Source organism: Primorskyibacter flagellatus (genome assembly GCF_014638275.1).
Classification (GTDB): Bacteria; Pseudomonadota; Alphaproteobacteria; order Rhodobacterales; family Rhodobacteraceae; genus Pseudooceanicola; species Pseudooceanicola flagellatus_A.
Window position 1 is genome coordinate 1,969,739 of sequence record NZ_BMFJ01000001.1, and the last position, 17,292, is coordinate 1,987,030.

15 protein-coding genes are annotated in these 17,292 nt (G+C 65.7%); 7 read left to right on the forward strand and 8 right to left on the reverse strand.

Annotated elements, in window-relative coordinates; all coding sequences use genetic code 11:
* On the reverse strand, positions 1 to 1,851 hold the full coding sequence (locus IEV87_RS09785; protein WP_188477506.1) for an ABC transporter ATP-binding protein: 1,851 nt from the start codon (positions 1,849 to 1,851) through the stop codon (positions 1 to 3).
* A gap of 255 nt (positions 1,852 to 2,106) precedes the next feature.
* Between IEV87_RS09785 and IEV87_RS09790 the strand changes: the two genes are divergently transcribed.
* The 4 genes from IEV87_RS09790 (at position 2,107) to IEV87_RS09805 (ending at position 6,845) form a co-directional block, all read left to right on the forward strand.
* Entirely contained in the window at positions 2,107 to 3,807 is a 1,701-nt protein-coding gene (locus IEV87_RS09790; RefSeq protein ID WP_188477507.1) for a peptide ABC transporter substrate-binding protein, read from the forward strand.
* A gap of 167 nt (positions 3,808 to 3,974) precedes the next feature.
* Positions 3,975 to 4,982, forward strand: a complete 1,008-nt coding sequence (locus IEV87_RS09795; RefSeq protein WP_188477508.1) for an ABC transporter permease — start codon at positions 3,975 to 3,977, stop codon at positions 4,980 to 4,982.
* Positions 4,975 to 5,934, forward strand: a complete 960-nt coding sequence (locus tag IEV87_RS09800) for an ABC transporter permease (protein ID WP_188477509.1) — start codon at positions 4,975 to 4,977, stop codon at positions 5,932 to 5,934. The genes IEV87_RS09795 and IEV87_RS09800 overlap by 8 nt, the downstream gene beginning before the upstream one ends.
* Before the next feature lie 182 nt (positions 5,935 to 6,116).
* Positions 6,117 to 6,845: an MHYT domain-containing protein gene (locus IEV87_RS09805; protein WP_188477510.1), complete on the forward strand. Its 729-nt coding sequence runs from the start codon at positions 6,117 to 6,119 to the stop codon at positions 6,843 to 6,845.
* Positions 6,846 to 6,858: 13 nt separating this feature from the next.
* Here IEV87_RS09805 and IEV87_RS09810 read toward each other — a convergent pair whose 3' ends face one another.
* The 4 genes from IEV87_RS09810 to IEV87_RS09825 form a co-directional block, all read right to left on the reverse strand.
* A complete protein-coding gene (locus IEV87_RS09810) occupies positions 6,859 to 7,815 on the reverse strand; it encodes a DNA topoisomerase IB (RefSeq protein ID WP_188477511.1) in 957 nt (318 codons plus the stop codon).
* A gap of 3 nt (positions 7,816 to 7,818) precedes the next feature.
* Positions 7,819 to 8,028, reverse strand: coding sequence for a DUF2945 domain-containing protein (locus tag IEV87_RS09815; protein ID WP_188477512.1), 210 nt, complete (start codon positions 8,026 to 8,028; stop codon positions 7,819 to 7,821).
* A 183-nt stretch (positions 8,029 to 8,211) separates the two neighbouring features.
* On the reverse strand, positions 8,212 to 9,645 hold the full coding sequence (locus IEV87_RS09820) for an NAD(P)(+) transhydrogenase (Re/Si-specific) subunit beta (RefSeq protein ID WP_188477513.1): 1,434 nt from the start codon (positions 9,643 to 9,645) through the stop codon (positions 8,212 to 8,214).
* Between the two features lie 13 nt (positions 9,646 to 9,658).
* The gene (locus IEV87_RS09825) at positions 9,659 to 11,233 is read right to left on the reverse strand and encodes a Re/Si-specific NAD(P)(+) transhydrogenase subunit alpha (RefSeq protein ID WP_188477514.1); all 1,575 of its coding nucleotides are present in this window, start codon (positions 11,231 to 11,233) and stop codon (positions 9,659 to 9,661) included.
* Positions 11,234 to 11,534: 301 nt separating this feature from the next.
* Here IEV87_RS09825 and IEV87_RS09830 point away from each other — a divergent pair, with 301 nt between their 5' ends.
* Positions 11,535 to 12,287 carry an SDR family NAD(P)-dependent oxidoreductase gene (locus tag IEV87_RS09830; RefSeq protein ID WP_188477515.1) on the forward strand — a complete coding sequence of 251 codons (753 nt, stop codon included), beginning with the start codon at positions 11,535 to 11,537 and terminating at the stop codon, positions 12,285 to 12,287.
* A 163-nt stretch (positions 12,288 to 12,450) separates the two neighbouring features.
* Here IEV87_RS09830 and IEV87_RS09835 read toward each other — a convergent pair whose 3' ends face one another.
* Positions 12,451 to 13,041, reverse strand: coding sequence for a TetR/AcrR family transcriptional regulator (locus tag IEV87_RS09835; RefSeq protein WP_188477516.1), 591 nt, complete (start codon positions 13,039 to 13,041; stop codon positions 12,451 to 12,453).
* 93 nt (positions 13,042 to 13,134) lie between these two features.
* Between IEV87_RS09835 and IEV87_RS09840 the strand changes: the two genes are divergently transcribed.
* The gene (locus tag IEV87_RS09840) at positions 13,135 to 13,596 is read left to right on the forward strand and encodes a (2Fe-2S)-binding protein (protein WP_188477517.1); all 462 of its coding nucleotides are present in this window, start codon (positions 13,135 to 13,137) and stop codon (positions 13,594 to 13,596) included.
* A 3-nt stretch (positions 13,597 to 13,599) separates the two neighbouring features.
* Positions 13,600 to 15,843 carry a xanthine dehydrogenase family protein molybdopterin-binding subunit gene (locus IEV87_RS09845; protein ID WP_188477518.1) on the forward strand — a complete coding sequence of 748 codons (2,244 nt, stop codon included), beginning with the start codon at positions 13,600 to 13,602 and terminating at the stop codon, positions 15,841 to 15,843.
* A 141-nt stretch (positions 15,844 to 15,984) separates the two neighbouring features.
* Here the strand turns inward: IEV87_RS09845 and IEV87_RS09850 are convergent, their stop codons facing one another.
* Together IEV87_RS09850 and IEV87_RS09855 are read right to left on the reverse strand one after the other, a co-directional pair.
* Positions 15,985 to 16,764, reverse strand: coding sequence for a gamma-glutamyl-gamma-aminobutyrate hydrolase family protein (locus IEV87_RS09850; RefSeq protein ID WP_188477519.1), 780 nt, complete (start codon positions 16,762 to 16,764; stop codon positions 15,985 to 15,987).
* A gap of 238 nt (positions 16,765 to 17,002) precedes the next feature.
* The gene (locus IEV87_RS09855) at positions 17,003 to 17,197 is read right to left on the reverse strand and encodes a hypothetical protein (protein WP_188477520.1); all 195 of its coding nucleotides are present in this window, start codon (positions 17,195 to 17,197) and stop codon (positions 17,003 to 17,005) included.
* Positions 17,198 to 17,292: the final 95 nt, after the last annotated feature.

The following is a 17,292-nucleotide window of genomic DNA, read 5'->3' on the forward strand; positions in this document are numbered from 1 at the left end:
TCAGTAGCCGGAGTCGGTCGTCAGGATATAGTGGTCGTCGCCGACCTGCTGGTATTCGGAGGGCTGCGCCGTGTAGTCGAGCCCGTGGATCGGCGAAGGGATGGGCTTGAAGTTCAGTTCATGTTCCAGCTTGCGCCGGTCGGGGTCGGCGATCGGCACGGCCTTCATCAGGGCCTGGGTATAGGGGTGGCGGGGGTCTTCGAACACCGCCTGGCGCGAGCCGATCTCGACGATGCGGCCAAGGTACATGACCCCGACGCGGTGGCTGACCCGTTCCACGACGGCCATGTCGTGAGAGATGAACAGAAAGGACAGGCCAAGTTCGGACTGAAGCTCCATCATCAGGTTGAGCACCTGCGCCTGCACGGACACGTCGAGCGCCGAAACAGCCTCGTCCGCCACGATCAGCTTGGGGTTAAGGGCAAGCGCGCGGGCGATGGCGACGCGCTGGCGCTGGCCGCCGGAAAGTTCGTGCGGATAGCGGCGCATGAAGGAGCGCGGCAGGTGCACGCGGTCGAACAGCATGGCGATGCGGTCCTCCATCTCCTTCCCGCGCACGGTGGCGTAGTTCCACATCGGTTCGGCCACCTGATCGCGCAGCATCATCTGCGGGTTCAGGGAGGCGAAGGGATCCTGGAAGATCATCTGCATGTCGGCGCGCGCGCGCCGCAGGTCGCGCTGGTTCAGCGCCATGATGTCCTTGCCATCCAGCCGGACCTCGCCGGACATGGGTTCGACCAGACGCAGGATCGACCGCCCGGCAGAGGACTTGCCGCAGCCCGACTCACCGACGAGGGACAGGGTCTGACCCTTGTTGATCGAGAAGGAGATATCCTCCACCGCGTGGACCTGCGCGACGGTGCGGCGGAAGAAGCCGCCCTTTACCGGGAAACGGGTCGTAAGGTTCTTCACCTCCAGCAGCAGCTGGTCGGTGCCCGGGATCGGTTTCACCGCGCCCGAATCGACGCCAAGCAGCTTCATCGGCTCCGGCGCGGATTTTCCCTTCATTTCCCCTAGCTTGGGAACCGCGGCCAGAAGCGCCTTGGTGTAGTCGTGGGTCGGATTGCTGAATATTTCAGCGACCGGGCCTTCCTCCACCTTGTTGCCGCGGAACATGACGACCACCCGGTCGGCCATCTGCGCAACCACGGCCATGTCATGGGTGATGAACATCACCGCGGTGCCGGTTTCGCGCTTGAGACGGTTCATCAGGGCGAGAATCTCGGCCTGAATGGTGACGTCGAGCGCGGTCGTGGGTTCGTCGGCAATCAGCAGGCGCGGCTTGCAGGCGAGCGCCATGGCGATCACCACGCGCTGCCGCATGCCGCCGGAAAGTTCGTGTGGGTACTGCTTCATCCGCCGCTCGGGCTCGGGGATGCGGACTTCGCGCAGGAGTTCGACGGCGCGCTTGTTCGCGGCCTCCTTGTCGAGATCCATGTGCAGGCGCAGACCCTCGGTCAGCTGGCGTCCGATGGTGAACACGGGGTTCAGGGCGGTCATCGGCTCCTGAAAGATCATGCCGATCTCGTTGCCGCGGATCGTGCGCATAAGGCTTTGATCCGCTGCGGCAATATCCATCTCTCCGCCCTTGGAGCGATCGAAGAACAGGTGCCCGCCGGCGATCCTGCCGCCGCCGAATTCCACCAGCCGCATCAGCGAGAGGGAGGAGACCGACTTGCCCGACCCGGATTCGCCCACGATGCAGACGGTTTCGCCGGGGTTGATGGAGAAGGAGACATCGTCGACGCCAAAGACCTCTCCGTCCTTGGTCTGGAAGGAGACGCGAAGGTTCTCGATCCTTGCAATTGGGGCTTTGCCGGCAGTGTCCGGGCTTGGGCTGTGATCGAGCATCGGGGGGCCACGTCCTTGGGATGACGCCCCGACGCTAGCGAGGGTTTGCCCGAATTGTCAAACGGGCGACTAAGCTTACCCCGGGTCCACCTGTCAGCAGGCTTGCATTTTGCGCGAACAGGGGGTTCGATGCCCGCATGCGCAGGGATGCGCGGCGGCCCCGGCCGCCCGGCCGGGCTGATGTCCGGACCACCCTGCGACAGTCGCCGTACCGCCGACAGAAGCGGTGAGGCAAGTCCAACAATGGAGTGTATAATGAAGCTCAAATCCCTTTTGCTTGGCGCCGTTGCGCTTACCGCACTGGCGCCCGCCGCCATTGCGGAACGCGGGTCGGATGGCCACGTCAACGTGATCTACTGGCAGGCGCCGTCGATCCTGAACCCCTACCTGTCCTCCGGGACCAAGGACATCGAATCCTCCTCGCTGGTCATCGAACCGCTTGGCCGTTTCGACCAGGACGGCAACATGGTGCCGTATCTCGCAGAAGAAATTCCGACGCTTGAGAACGGCGGCGTGTCCGAAGACCTGAAGACCATCACCTGGAAGCTGAAGGAAGGCCTGCTGTGGTCCGACGGCACGCCGGTCACCTCGGCCGACGTCAAGTTCACCGCCGACTACTGCATGCATCCAGAGGGCGGCTGCGCGCAGCTGGCCAAGTTCGAGGGCATCGCTTCGGTTGAAACACCGGACGACCTGACCATCGTGGTCAACTTCTCCGAACCCAAGCCGAACCCGTACAACGCCTTCATGGGCGGCCAGTCCCCGATCATCCAGGCGGCGCAGTTCGCCGAATGCCTGGGCGCGAAGGCCCCGGAATGCACCTCGGCCAACTTCGGCCCGATCGGCACCGGCCCCTTCGTCGTGGATGATTTCCGTCCGAACGACGTGATCTCGCTCTCGGCCAACCCGAATTACCGCGATCCGGCCAAACCGGCCTTCGCCACCATGACCTTCAAAGGCGGCGGCGATGCGGCGGCGGCGGGTCGTGCGGTCCTGGAAACCGGCGAGTTCGACTATGCCTGGAACCTGCAGCTGGCACCGGAAGTCATCGCGGAGATGGCGAAGGGCGGCAAGGGCACCCCGGTTTCGGCCTTCGGCACGCTGGTCGAGCGGATCGAGATGAACATGACCAACCCGTCCCCGGATCTGCCGGAAGGCGAACGGTCGACGGCGGCGCATCCGCATCCCATCCTGTCGGACGTCAATGTGCGCAAGGCGCTGTCCATGGCGATCGACCGCAGCCTGCTGGTGGAAATCGGCTATGGTCAGGCGGGTCGTCCGACCTGCAACCTGGTGCCGGCACCGGAAATCTATGCCTCGCCCAACCAGGACTGCATGACGCAGGACATCGAAGGCGCGAAGGCGCTGCTTGAAGAAGCGGGCTGGACTGTGGGCGCCGACGGCATCCGCGAGAAGGACGGCATGAAGTTCAAGCTGCTCTACCAGACCTCGACCAACGCCGTGCGTCAGGACTTCCAGGCGCTGATCAAGCAGTGGTGGTCCGAAATCGGTGTCGAGACCGAACTGCGCAACGTTGCCGGTTCCGTCTTCTTCGGCGGCGACCCGGGTTCGCCGGATACCTTCCAGAAGTTCTACGCGGATGTCGAGATGTACGCGAACAACTTCGACGGCACCGATCCGGAGACCTACCTGGCGCAGTACACCTGCGGTAAGGCTCCGAAGCCGTCCAGCCAGTGGCAGGGTGAGAACATCAACCGTTACTGCGACGAAGAGTACGATGCGCTCGTGGCAGAGCTTGGCAAGACCGGTGAGATCGAGAAGCGTGCCGAGATCGCGATCAAGCTGAACGAGATGCTGACCAAGGAAAGCTACACCATCGTTCCGCTGGTCGACCGTGGCCGGGTTTCCGCGCATTCCAACACGCTTGGCGGCGTGGTCCTGAACACCTGGGACTCGGAACTGTGGAACGCAGCCGACTGGTACCGGATCAAGTAAACGCCTGATCCTTGCGCCCCCGTGCCTTTGCGCGGGGGCGTTTTGCATTTTCCGGACCGCTATTTGCAAAGCCTTCCCCTATGGTGAGTTTGCAAAGGACCGTTCCCAATATGGATCCCGATGGTGTTTCTCAGGACCCTCCCCCCCTACCCGCATGAGGCCGGCCGATGCTGACCTTCACGATCCGCCGGCTGGTGCTGGCCGTTCCCACCCTTCTGTTCATCTCGCTCGTGATCTTCGGCCTGCTGCAGCTGGCGCCGGGCGATCCGATGGCGCAGGTGCCCCTGACCGTGCCCCCCGAGGTGAAGGAAAAGATGCGTCAGGCGCTTGGCCTCGGCGATGCCTGGTACATCCAGTACTGGAAATGGATCGTCCAGTTCTTCTGGGTCGAACCCAAGGTCCTGGTGGACTGGATCTTCGGCACCTCCTTTTCAGAAGGGCAGCTGCGCGTCCTGTCCTGGCAGACCCGCTCTCCGGTCATGGACATCGTGATCCAGCGGCTTCCGCAGACGCTCTGGGTCGTGGGCACGGCCTATCTGGTCGCGGTGCTGATCGCGCTGCCGATCGGGGTCTACTCGGCTTATCGCCAGTATTCCATCTTCGACAACGTCGGCACCTTCGTGTCGATGATCGGCTTCTCCGTCCCGCCGTTCTTCTCGGGCGTGCTGATGATCGTGATCTTCGCGGTGAACCTCGGCTGGTTCCCTTCGATCTACGACACCACCCACAAGGTCAACGACTGGCAGAGCTTCATGGTGCAGATCAACCAGATGATCCTGCCGGTGATGGTGCTGGCGCTGCAGATCACGGCGCAGATCGCGCGGTTCATGCGCGCCTCCATGCTCGACAACCTCAACCAGGACTACGTGCGCACGGCGCGGGCCAAGGGGCTGGGCGAAAAGACCGTGGTGCTGAGCCATGTGCTGCGGAATTCCATGATCCCCGTCGTGACGGTGATCGCACTTGGCATCCCGCAGATCTTCGGCGGGGCGATCATCACCGAGCAGGTGTTCAAGGTGAACGGGATCGGCCAGCTGCTGATCACCGCGATCCAGGCCAACGACCTGCCGATGGTGCAGACGCTCACCTTCATCTTTGCCGTGCTGATCGTGGTCTTCAACCTGATCGCCGACGTGCTTTACGGCATTCTCGACCCGCGGATCCGCTATGACTGACGATACCAAGATCGAACCGGGACCGGGCGGCACGCAGGCCGCCAACGTCCTCACCGCCCCTGCCCCGACGCGGCCGCCACGCAGCCAGTGGGCCGAGGTCTGGAGCCAGTTCCGCCACCACAAGGGCGCCATGGCGGGCGGGATCGTCTTCCTGCTGATCGTCCTGGTGGTCTTTGTCGGGCCCTACTTCTGGCCGATCGACGCGACCTTCATCGACATCCGGGCGCGCAACAAGGGGCCGAGCCTGACCCATCCCTTCGGCACCGACCAGCTTGGCCGGGACATGCTGGCACGGATGATGGCGGGCGGGCAGGTGTCCATGTCGGTCGGCATCACGGCGATGCTGCTTGCGCTGTTCCTCGGGTCGCTGGTCGGGGTGCTGGCCGGTTATTTCCGCGCGCTCGACAACCTGCTGATGCGGACGACGGACCTGTTCCTCGCGCTGCCGCTGCTGCCGCTGCTGCTGGTCATGGTGCTGCTGTTCCGCGAACCGCTGAACGCCGCCTTCGGCCCCGAGACAGGGATCTTCATCCTGATCGTGGTCGCCATCGGCGTGACCTCCTGGATGCCGACGGCGCGGATCGTGCGCGGAGACGTGCTGGCGCTGAAGGAGCGGGAATTCGTGCTCGCCGCGCGCTCCATCGGGACGACCAATGGCAAGATGGTGCTGCGGCATATCCTGCCGAACGTGATCTCTCCGATCGTGGTGTCGGCGACACTGGGAATTGCCAACGCGATCATCACCGAGAGCGCCCTGTCCTTCCTCGGCCTCGGCTTCCCGCCGGACTTCCCGACCTGGGGACGGCTGCTGAACGATGCGGTGGACTACATGCAGCAGAACCCGGAACGGGTGATCCTGCCCGGCGTGGCGATCTCGTTGACAGTGCTGTCGATCAACTACCTCGGCGACGGGCTGCGCGATGCGCTGGACCCACGCATCCGGGGACGCTGACGGCCAAAGGCCCCGCCTGCCCTTACGTCACTGACGCAAGCGGGGCACACATTCTTCGACAACTGCGGGTATTCCGGCACCGTTGTTAACGGTCTGGTTGCACTTTTCTGGCAAACAGGGGATATATTCAAGAAAAACAATAGTCCCAACGACAACTTTCACCATGAGACGGAGCAGTCCACGTGATCGGAACCCTCATCCAGGGCATCCTGGAAACCCGCCCCAACTTCATTGCGGCTGCGGCCGGGGTGTGCACCCTGACCGCGGCCACGCTGCTGCTTCTGATGCGCAATCTCGACATCGCGTCGCATCAGCAGCGCCTGTTCGCCGCCGTCTGGCTGGCCGTGGTGGCCGGTGTCGGCGTCTGGACCACGCATTTCGTCGCCATGATCGGCTATCGTCCGGATGCGGCGCTGACCTATGACCTGACGATCACGCTGATCTCCATCGCGGTCGGCGTGCTGGCGATCGGCCTGCCGGTTGCGGCCACCGTCTTCTTCGACGCGCCGATGATCCGCGCGGGCCTGGGCGTCATCGCCGGGCTCGGCGTCGGGGCGATGCACATGACCGGCATGTCCGCGCTGATGAACTGCCTGCCGACCTACGATCCCTTCGTGCTGATCTTCGGCCTGCTGCTTGGTGCCGGCGCGTTCTCCTGGGCGCTGAGCCTTGAGGGCCCGGGCGCAGGCATCCAGATGCAGAAGGCGCTCGGCATCATCGTCGGGGTCTGCGGCCTGCACTTTGTGGCGATGGCCAGCACGTCGCTCGACTTCGTCGAAGGTGCGGTCGCGGGGATCGGCGGGTCCTTCCTGTCGATCATGGTGGCCATCGTGGCCTTCGGCGTCTTCACCGTCGCGGTGCTGATGACCTTCAACCACCGCCGGACCCTGGCACAGCTGCGTCACGGCTGAACGGCGCGCCGTCTCAGCTCAGCAGCTCCAGCAGACCGGTTTCCGCCCTGGACAGACCGCGCCGCGCCTCTGGCAGCGGCGCGGCTTCGTTTCCGGCCAGGTCGATGACCGCCGGGTGCACGTAGGAGGTCCGCGCGATGGCTGGCGTATTCGCCAGCGCCGCAGCTGCCGCTTCGGTCATGGAGCGGATGGTCGCCCCCTCCCCCTCTCTCCGGTGACAGTCGTAGGCGGCAAGGCTACCGGCCCAGGTCCGGAAGGTCTTGGCGGTGAAGCCCTCCTCCCCGCCGATTTCCGCGAGATAGTTGTTGAGCGAGGTGGAGGTGACCCGGCGGAGATCTCCCTCCGGACCGATCCAGGTGAACAGCTCCGCCCCCGGCAGGTCCCGCGCGGCCTGCAGCGCCCGCATCAGCCGCTTGGACCGGATGCGCCGCCGGACCTTCTGGCCGCCCTTCGCGGTCCAGCTCAGGTCCAGCCCGGCGTCGCGCAGGCGCAGGTGACGGCGCTGCAAAGTGGTGGCACCGTAGGTTCCGTTCTCCGCCGCGTAGACATCGTTGCCAACCCGCATTGCGGTCTCGTCGATCAGCAGCAGGGCGGCGGCGAGGGCAAAACGTTCGTCGCCGGCCTCCCGGTTGTTCAGATCGCGCGAGATCCGGCCGCGGATCCGGGGCAGCGCCTCTCCGAAGGCGGGCAAAGCGGCGAACTTCTCCGCCGCCTTCGCCGCCGACCAGTCGGGGTGATAGCGGTACTGCTTGCGGGCACGGGCGTCGTAGCCGGTGGCCATCAGGTGCCCGTTGTCGAGCGGCGTCATCCAGACCCGGTCATAGGCGGGTGGCACCGCCATCGCCTCAAGACGGGTGCGTTCCGCGCCGCGGGCGATAGTAGTGCCGTCCGGCGCGCGATAGGTGAAGCCGCGTCCGTGACGGCGGCGGGTGATGCCGGGCCGGTCGTCGGGGTAATAGACCAGCGCCATGGTTCAGGCGCGCTCCACCTCGGAGCGGAGCTTGAGCACCTTGGTGCCGTCCTCCTGCCGGATGAGAAGGGCGGGGTCGTCCTTCGTGCCGTGGCGGGTGACCTCGCTCCCCTTGATCCTGCGGGTGAGCGTATCGGTGACGGTATCCTCGACCTTGCCGGTAGCGGTGCCATCGCCCCAGTCCCAGCTCACTTCGGTTCCCTTGCGGATCATCTGCCGCCCTCCTGACGTGGTGCCAGACAAACCGGGGCCGCGGCGCATTGGTTCCCGCCTCTTTGGTCTCGCAAATATCCAAGGCGGAGCAGGCCCGCCGGGCGTGGTCGGGGCAGAGCCCCTGCGGCGCATGACAAAGGGCGGCCCGCAAGCCGCCCTTCGCATGTCTTTCAAGGGGGGGGGTCAGCCCAGCTTGTTCAGGAGCGCCCCGACCGAGTCCTTGGCGTCGCCGTAGTACATCCGCGTGTTGTCCTTGTAGAACAGCGGGTTCTCGATCCCCGAGTACCCCGTGCCCTGCCCCCGCTTGGAAACGAAGACCTGCTTGGCCTTCCAGACCTCCAGCACCGGCATGCCCGCGATCGGAGAGTTCGGGTCGTCCTGCGCCGCCGGGTTCACGATGTCGTTGGAGCCGATGACGATGACGACGTCCGTGTCGGGGAAGTCCTCGTTGATCTCGTCCATCTCCAGCACGATATCGTAGGGCACCTTGGCCTCGGCCAGCAGCACGTTCATGTGGCCCGGCAGACGTCCGGCGACGGGGTGGATGGCGAAGCGCACCTCTTTCCCCTTGCCGCGCAGCTTGCGGGTCAGTTCCGCGACGTTCTGCTGCGCCTGCGCGACCGCCATGCCGTAGCCGGGGACGATGATGACGCTGTCGGCTTCTTCCAGCGCGGAGGCGACGCCGTCGACGTCGATCGCCACCTGTTCGCCCTCGACCTCCATCGCCGGACCGGCAGAGCCGCCGAAGCCGCCGAGGATGACCGAGACGAAGCTGCGGTTCATCGCCTTGCACATGATGTAGGACAGGATCGCACCCGAAGAACCGACCAGCGCGCCGACCACGATCAGCAGGTCGTTGCCGAGCGAGAAGCCGATGGCCGCCGCAGCCCAGCCCGAATAGCTGTTGAGCATGGACACCACGACCGGCATGTCCGCCCCGCCAATCCCCATGATGAGGTGGTAGCCGATGAAGAGCGCGGCCAGCGTCATCAGGAACAGCGGGAAGAAGCCGCCGGTGTTGGCGTACCAGAGCAGGCAGATGACCGAGAGGCCCGCAGCCGCCGCGTTCAGGATATGGCCGCCGGGCAGTTTCTTCGCCTGCGAGGTGACCTTGCCCGCCAGCTTTCCGTAGGCGATGACCGAGCCGGTGAAGGTCACGGCCCCGATGAAGACGCCGAGGAACAGTTCGACCTTCAGGATGCCGATCTCTACGGGCGTCTTGTGGGCGACGAGGGCGGCGAAGCCCTTGAGCGCCTCGCGCGCCTCGGCCTCCATGCCGGAAACGCGGGCGAGTTCGATATGCGCGTTATAGCCCACGAAGACGGCCGCCAGACCGACGAGGGAGTGCATCGCGGCAACCAGTTGCGGCATCTCGGTCATCTGAACGCGCATGGCGACCATGTAGCCGATAGCCCCGCCTGCCGCGATCAGGATCAGCGACAGTAGCCAGAGGCCCGAGCCGGGGCCGATCAGCGTGGCGAAGACCGCCAGCGCCATGCCTGCGATGCCGTACCAGACGGCGCGCTTGGCGCTTTCCTGGCCCGACAGCCCGCCAAGCGACAGGATGAAGAGAACGGCGGCGACGACATAGGCCGCGGTGGTGAATCCGAAGTCCATAATCCCGGCCTCCTTACGATTTCTGGAACATGGCGAGCATGCGCCGGGTGACGAGGAAGCCGCCGAAGATGTTGATCCCGGCCATGAAGACCGACAGTGCGGCCAGCAGGATCACGAGGAAGCTGCCCGATCCGATCTGCATCAGCGCGCCGAGGATGATGATCGACGAAATCGCGTTGGTGACGGCCATCAGCGGCGTGTGCAGGGAATGCGACACGTTCCAGATCACCTGGAAGCCGATGAAGACCGACAGCACGAAGACGATGAAGTGCTGCATGAAGGACGCGGGGGCAACCAGACCGATGGCCAGCAGGATCACCGCGCCGACGGCCAGCATCGTGACCTGGCTGCGGGTCTGCTTCTTGAAGGCGGCGACTTCGTTCGCGCGCTTCTCCTCCGCCGTCAGTTCCCTTGCCTTCTCCTTTGGCTTCTGGGCCGCGATGGCGGCGACCTTCGGCGGCGGGGGCGGCCAGGTGATCTCTCCTTTATGGGTCACGGTGGCGCCCCGGATCACGTCGTCTTCCATGTTGTGATTGACCACGCCGTCCTTTTCGGGCGTGAGGTCGGTCATCATGTGACGGATGTTGGTGGCGTAGAGGCTGGAGGACTGGGCGGCCATGCGGCTCGGGAAATCCGTGTAGCCGATGATCGTGACGCCGTTGTCGGTCACGACCTTTTCGTCCATCACCGTCCCTTCGACGTTGCCGCCGCGTTCAGCCGCGAGGTCGACAATCACCGATCCGGGCTTCATCGCCTTGACCATATCCTCGAGCCAGAGCTTCGGCGCGGGGCGGTTCGGGATGAGGGCCGTGGTGATGACAATGTCCATCTCGGGCGCGAGTTCGCGGAACTTTGCCAGCTGCGCCTCGCGGAATTCGGGGCTGGATACGGAGGCGTATCCGCCGGTCGCCGCGCCATCCTGCTGCGCCTCCTCGAAGTCGAGGTAGACGAATTCGGCGCCCATGGATTCGACCTGTTCGGCCACTTCCGGGCGCACGTCGAAGGCGTAGGTGATCGCGCCGAGGCTTGTCGAGGTCCCGATGGCCGCCAGACCGGCGACGCCCGCGCCGACGATGAGGACCTTGGCCGGGGGCACCTTGCCCGCCGCCGTGACCTGACCGGTGAAGAAGCGGCCGAAGTTGTTCCCGGCCTCGATCACCGCGCGGTAGCCGGCGATGTTGGCCATGGACGACAGCGCGTCCATCTTTTGCGCGCGGCTGATGCGAGGCACCATCTCCATCGCGATGACGGTGGCGCCCTTGGCCTTCGCCTGCTCCATCCCGGTTTCATTGCCCGCCGGGTTGAAGAAGGAGATCAGGGTCTTGTCGGCGGTGAGGCGCTTCAGCTCTGTCTCGTTCGGCTGGCGGACCTTGGCGATGATGTCGGCCTCTTTCCAGAGCGCGGCGGCGGTCTTGACCACCGTGACCCCGGCGGCCTCGTACAGCGCGTCGGCAAACCCGGCGGCGGTGCCCGCCCCGGATTCGATGAGGCACTCATGGCCGAGCTTCTGAAGCTGCGCGGCGGAGTCCGGCGTCATCGCGACGCGGTTCTCGCCTTCGAACACTTCCTTGGGCGTTCCGATCTTCACCTGTGTCGTCCCCCTTTTGAACAACGGGTCTTGCCGGAATATTCCGACAGTCTGAGCCTGTGATCGCGCAACAATCTTGCGCGGACATCCCGAGCCGTTTGCCCGTTCTGCACCGCAGAGTCAAATCCCGCGTGATCCTCGGTGCCGACAGTACGGAGGCGGCGGTATCCGAACAACCGGATTCCTGCGCTTTGCAAGGCAGTTGCCCCTGTTAGCGCCAGCAGACGGTGCGGCCTTGCGCTTTGGAGGGCGGCCCCTATGGTCTGCGGAAGGAATTTCCGCAGGATGGAGGAGCGCGGTCATGATGCTTTCGGGAAAACACGCCATCGTCACCGGGGGCGGGACGGGGATCGGCCTTGCGATTGCGCGGGCTCTGGTGTCCGAGGGGGCGCAGGTCACCATCACCGGTCGCCGCATGGAGGTTCTGGAACAGGTGGCGGAGCCAGGCATGTTCCCGATGGTCATGGACGTGACCGACGAATCCCAGATCGTCGGCGTGACGGCCGAGGCGGTCGCGGCGCGCGGTCCGATCCAGATATGCGTGGCCAACGCGGGGATCGCGGAGGGGAAGAAGCTGCACAAGACCTCGTCGGAGTTCTGGCGCAAGATCATGTCGACCAACCTCGACGGATGCTTCTACACGGTGCGCGAGAGCCTCAAATCGATGATGACGACGGACTGGGGCCGGGTGATCGCCGTGTCGTCCATCGCCGGGGTGCGCGGATCGGCGGGGGCCGGTGCCTACGCGGCCTCCAAGCACGGGGTGATCGGCATGATCCGGTCGTTCGCAGAGGATTTCCTCGGCGAGCCCTATACGTTCAATTCGATCTGCCCGGGCTATGTGGACACGCCGATCGTGACGCGGAACACCGACTCCATCTCTCAGCGTGCGGGGGTGAGCGAGCAGGAAGCGCGGGACATGATGATCAACCTCAACCGACACAAGCGCCTGATCACGCCCGAGGAAATCGGTGCCGCGGCGCTGTGGCTATGCAATCCGCTGTCGGAAAGCACGAACGGGACGGAGGTCCTGATCGGTGGCGGGCAGGTGTGAGGACGGTTTATCGGCTCGCGCCGCGTCATCCTCGGGCTTGACCCGGGGATCTCCCCGACCAGCGCGCATCCGGATGGGTCGGCGGTGAATGATGGCGACAGATGGCAAGAGATCCTCGGGTCAGGCCCGAGGATGACGGGACTCAGGGGAGCCCGGCCTGCCCTCAGCCCCTGAGCGCGCGCCCCATCAGATCCGCATAGACCGCCAGCCGGGCGACGTAGTCGTCATAGCCCGTTGCGCTGGCCTTCTGTCCGTATTGCCCGGCGATGATCGCGGTCGCGGCTGCCGCCGCGCCGCCCTCGGGCAGGCGAACCCGCCCGGCGGCGGCCTCACGCCGCAGCCACTCGGTCCAGACGCCGTGCATACGTGCGTCACCTTCGGCGACCAGCGCGGCAATCTCGCCGGTCTTGATCTGCAACATCTCCTCTCCGTGCGGGCTGTCGAGCAGGAAGCGCGCCATGTCCCCGGCGGTGGAGAAGCAGCCGAGGCGGATCGCCTCCTCAAGCGTCGCACCGGAGGACAGGGCGGTTGCCAGATCCTCAACCGCCTTGGCGAAGAAGATGCGCACACCGGTCGAAAGGATGTCTTCCTTGTTTCGGAAGTGCTGGTAAAGCGCCGCGCGGGACATGCCGGCGGCCGCCGCGATATCCTCCATCGACGAGCGTTTCAGCCCGTAGGCCGCAAAGACGCCAAGCGCCGCATTCAGGATGCGCGCCTGTTTTTCATCAATGTCATCGGGCAGTTGCAGGAACATCCCTGATGATCTGACAGATCCCGTAGATTTTGTCAATTGACACACTGACACTTTCGCCACATTTTGTCATCACGTTCAACCGGAGGCGATTCCATGGCCAATCTGACGATCAACGGCACCGCGCACAGCGTCGACCTGCCCGACGAGGTGCCCCTGCTCTGGGCGCTGCGCGACGGGCTGAACATGACCGGCACCAAGTACGGCTGCGGCGTTGCGGCCTGCGGGGCCTGTACCGTGCATATCGACGGGGAAGCCGTGCGGTCCTGCCAGGTCGCGCTTGGCGATGTCTGGGGCGAGGTCACGACGATCGAGGGGCTCGGCACGCCGGAAGACATGGCGATCCTGCAGCAGGCCTGGGTGGATCATCAGGTGGCACAGTGCGGCTACTGCCAGTCCGGGCAGATCATGCAGGCGGCAGCGCTACTGGCAGTAACGCCCGAACCGACGGACGAGGAGATCGACGAGGCGATGGCCGGCAACCTCTGCCGCTGTGGAACTTATCCGCGGATACGTTCTGCTATCCACGACGCCGCCAAGCAGATGCAGGGAGCCTGAGCCATGAGCCGCATCGGCAAGATCGCCCGCCGTTCCTTCCTGATCGGATCCGCCGCCATCGCCGGCGGCGTGGCCTTCGGGGTCTACGCCGCCCGCCGCCCCGCGCCCAACCCGCTTGTGCCGGGGGAGGGCGAGGTCGCGCTGAACCCCTTCGTGCTGATCGACGGCGAGGGCGTCACGGTGATCGTCCCCAAGGCCGAAATGGGTCAGGGCGTGCGCACCACCTGGGCCACGCTGGTGGCAGAGGAGCTGGACATCGCGCCCGACGCCCTGCGCATCGAACACGGTCCTCCGGGCAAGGCCTATTACAACCGGGGCATGGGCGCGCAGGCGCTGCCGATGCCGGAATACAAGGTGTCGGGCTGGGCCGAGACGATCGGCAACCAGCTGACCGTGGTCGGCAAGTTCTTCGACATGCAGGTCACCGGCGGATCGACCTCCACCGTCGACGGGTTCGAAAAGATGCGCCACGCCGGGGCCTCTGCCCGCGAGACGCTGAAGGAGGCTGCGGCGCGGCGGTTCGGGGTGTCCCGGTCATCGCTGAAGACCGAGGATGGCGCCGTGGTCGCGCCGGACGGCACCCGCCTGCCCTACACGGAGCTGGCGGTTGAGGCCGCAGAGCTTGACCCGGTGACGGCCGATCTGCGGCCCCGGTCCGACTGGCGCTACCTTGGCAAGAGCCAGCCGCGCGAAGACCAGATGCCAAAGGCGACCGGGACGGCTGAGTTCTCCATCGACGTACGCCTGCCGGGCATGAAGTTCGCGGCTCTCAAGCGGAACCCGTACCAGGGCGGCGCGATGAAGGGCTTCGACCCGGCGGCGGCGCTGGAGGTGCCGGGGGTCGAGCAGGTCGTGGACCTTGGCGACGGGGTGGCGGTGGTCGCGACGAATTCGTGGTCGGCCATGCAGGGGGCGGAGGCTGTGGTCTTCGACTGGGCCGAGGGCCCCTACCCCGCCACGACGGAAGAGATGTACGACGCCTTCGCCCGCGCGATGGAGGGCGACGCGAACTCTGCCCTGCTTGACAACGGCGATGCAGACACGATGCCCGAGGGCGCAACGGAGGTCCTGGCCGACTACCGCGTGCCCTACCTGAGCCATGCGCAGATGGAGCCGCTGTCGGGCACCGCCGTCTACCATGGCGACCGGATGGAGATCTGGTCGGGCAACCAGCTACCCATCCACTGCCGCCGCGCCGCCGCTGCCGAGGCCGGTCTGCCGGAGGAAGCCGTGACCATGCACACCACCCTCATGGGCGGCGGGTTCGGGCGGCGGGGCTACACGGATTTCACCGCCTATGCCGCGCGGCTGGCGGTGAAGCTGCCGGGCGTTCCGGTCCAGCTGCTCTGGTCGCGGGAGGAGGACATGACCCACGGCTTCTACCGGCCCGGCGCGATCGCCTCGTTCCGGGGCGGGGTGAAGGACGGGACGGCCGTGCTGCTGGACGGGAAGATCGCCGGGCAGTCGGCGACGGCGTCCTACATGGAGATCCTCGTCGGCATGGCGCCTCCGGGGCCGGACAAGATCCACGTGGAAGGCGCATTCGACCAGCCCTATGCGATCCCGAATGCGCGGGTACGCGGGTACTTGGCCAAATTCGGCCTGCCGGTCGGCCCGTGGCGGTCGGTCGGGGCCTCGGTCAACGGCTTCTTCCTGGACAGTTTCATGGATGAGATGGCGCATGCCGCCGGAGCCGACCCGCTGGAATTCCGGCTGGCGCTGATGCGGGGCGAGGACGCGCGGTCAGCAGGGGTGCTTGAGGCGGTCAGGGAGGCCTCGGGCTGGACCGGGGCGACGCCGGAGGGCGTGGGACGCGGCGTGGCCTTCTGTTATTCCTTCGGCACGCCGGTGGCGGAGGTGATCGAGGTGCACCAGACCGACGCCGGGATCAGGATTGCCAAGGCCTGGATCGCGGCGGATCCGGGGCTTGCGCTGGACCCGGACAACGTGAAGGCGCAGCTGTTCGGCGGTCTTGCCTACGGGCTGTCAGCGGCGCTGCACCAGCAGATCACCTTCGCGGACGGCGCGGCGGAGCAGCTGAATTACTACGATTATGACGCGATCCGGATGCACACGATGCCCGAGGTTGTGGACATCCGGATCGTGGAGAGCGGCCACCGGATCAGCGGGATCGGGGAACCCGGGACCCCTCCGGCAGCGGCGGCGCTGGCGAATGCGCTGTTCGACCTGACGGGGAAGCGGGCGCGGACCCTGCCGCTCGCGGGGGAATTCGATTTCGTGACGTGAGGGGGTGCCGGGTGCCGGGCTGAAGCCCGGCCTACGCGGAGTGTTGGGGAGCGGGATGGTGGATGGTGGCCTACTGGCCGTCGCGGCGCTTGCCGCATGCGTAGGGTGGGCTTTCAGCCCACCACCGTTCCCGGAACCCGCTCATGCACTCCTTGCCAGCCGCAGGGGCTGGCGGCGTTCCATCCACGCCCGCGCGGCCTCGCCGAACGCGGCGAAAAGCGGCTTGGACACCGGGTCCTCCGCCGCCTTGTATTCCGGGTGCCACTGAACGGAGAGAGTGAACCCCGGCGCGTCCTTCACATAGGCGGCCTCCGGCGTGCCGTCCGGGGCGGTGCCGTCGATGACGAAGCGTTCGCCGGCGCGGATGACGCCCTGGCCATGCAGGGTGTTGGTCATGACCTCCGTCGCGCCGAAGACACGGTGGAAAGGCCCGCCTTCAGTCACCGTCACCTTGTGGCGCAGGGCGAATTTCTCCTCCAGCGTGCCGTCCGGAGGCATGCGATGGTTCATCCGGCCCGGCAGGTCGCGGATTTCGGGATGCAGGCAGGAGCCCATGGCGACCGCGACCTCCTGGAACCCGCGGCATATGCCAAGAAACGGCTGTCCGCGCTCCACGCAGGCCCGGACCAGCGGCAGGGTTATCGCATCCCGGCAGCGGTCGAAGGTGCCATGTGCGGCGGTTTCGCATTCGCCGTATTCCTCGGGGTGCACGTTCGGGCGGCCGCCGGTCAGGACGAAGCCGTCGAAGGTGTCGAGCAGGTCCTCGACCGTCACCATGGCAGGGTCGGCGGGGATCAACAGCGGCATCCCGCCCGAGGCCTCGGCCACGGCGGCAGAGTTCATCACTCCGCCGGCATGGGTGCGGTAGCTGTCGTTGACGATATGCAGATTGGTGATGATGCCGATGCGGGGGCGTGACATGTTGGGTCCGGGGCTGTTTCTGTCACAAAATATATACAGAAACAGGCCTCCGGGAAATGGCCGACACTGTGCGCAGGTGCAGATGCCCCTGTGAAGGCCCGTCAAATGTGCAAAGGGCGGGCGTTCGTGCTTGCGCAGGCAGCTATCGTCCCTTGGGCCGGGAACGACGGGGGATGTGCGTGATCCTCGGGTCGCACCCGAGGATGACTGTTATTCGGGACGAAGTGCGGGCTACCCGTCAATCGGCGGGTTCGGTAGCCCCCGTGCGCCCGTCGATCTGGACATCGGACCCTGAGGGGGCGGAACCGTCGGTTGCGGCCACGGTGATGGCGGCACCCATGATGCCGCCGAACAGCAGCGCGGCGATGATGCCCCAGATCGGTCCGCGGTGGCGGCTGGCCTGACGTTCGACGTTGGTGGTAGGTGCGGACATGGCTGTCTCCTTTGCTCTGTGCTTGGGAGGACAACGCGCGTCGGGGCGATGAGGTCCACCGCCCCCTCGGATCGCGGTATCGTGACAGTACCCCG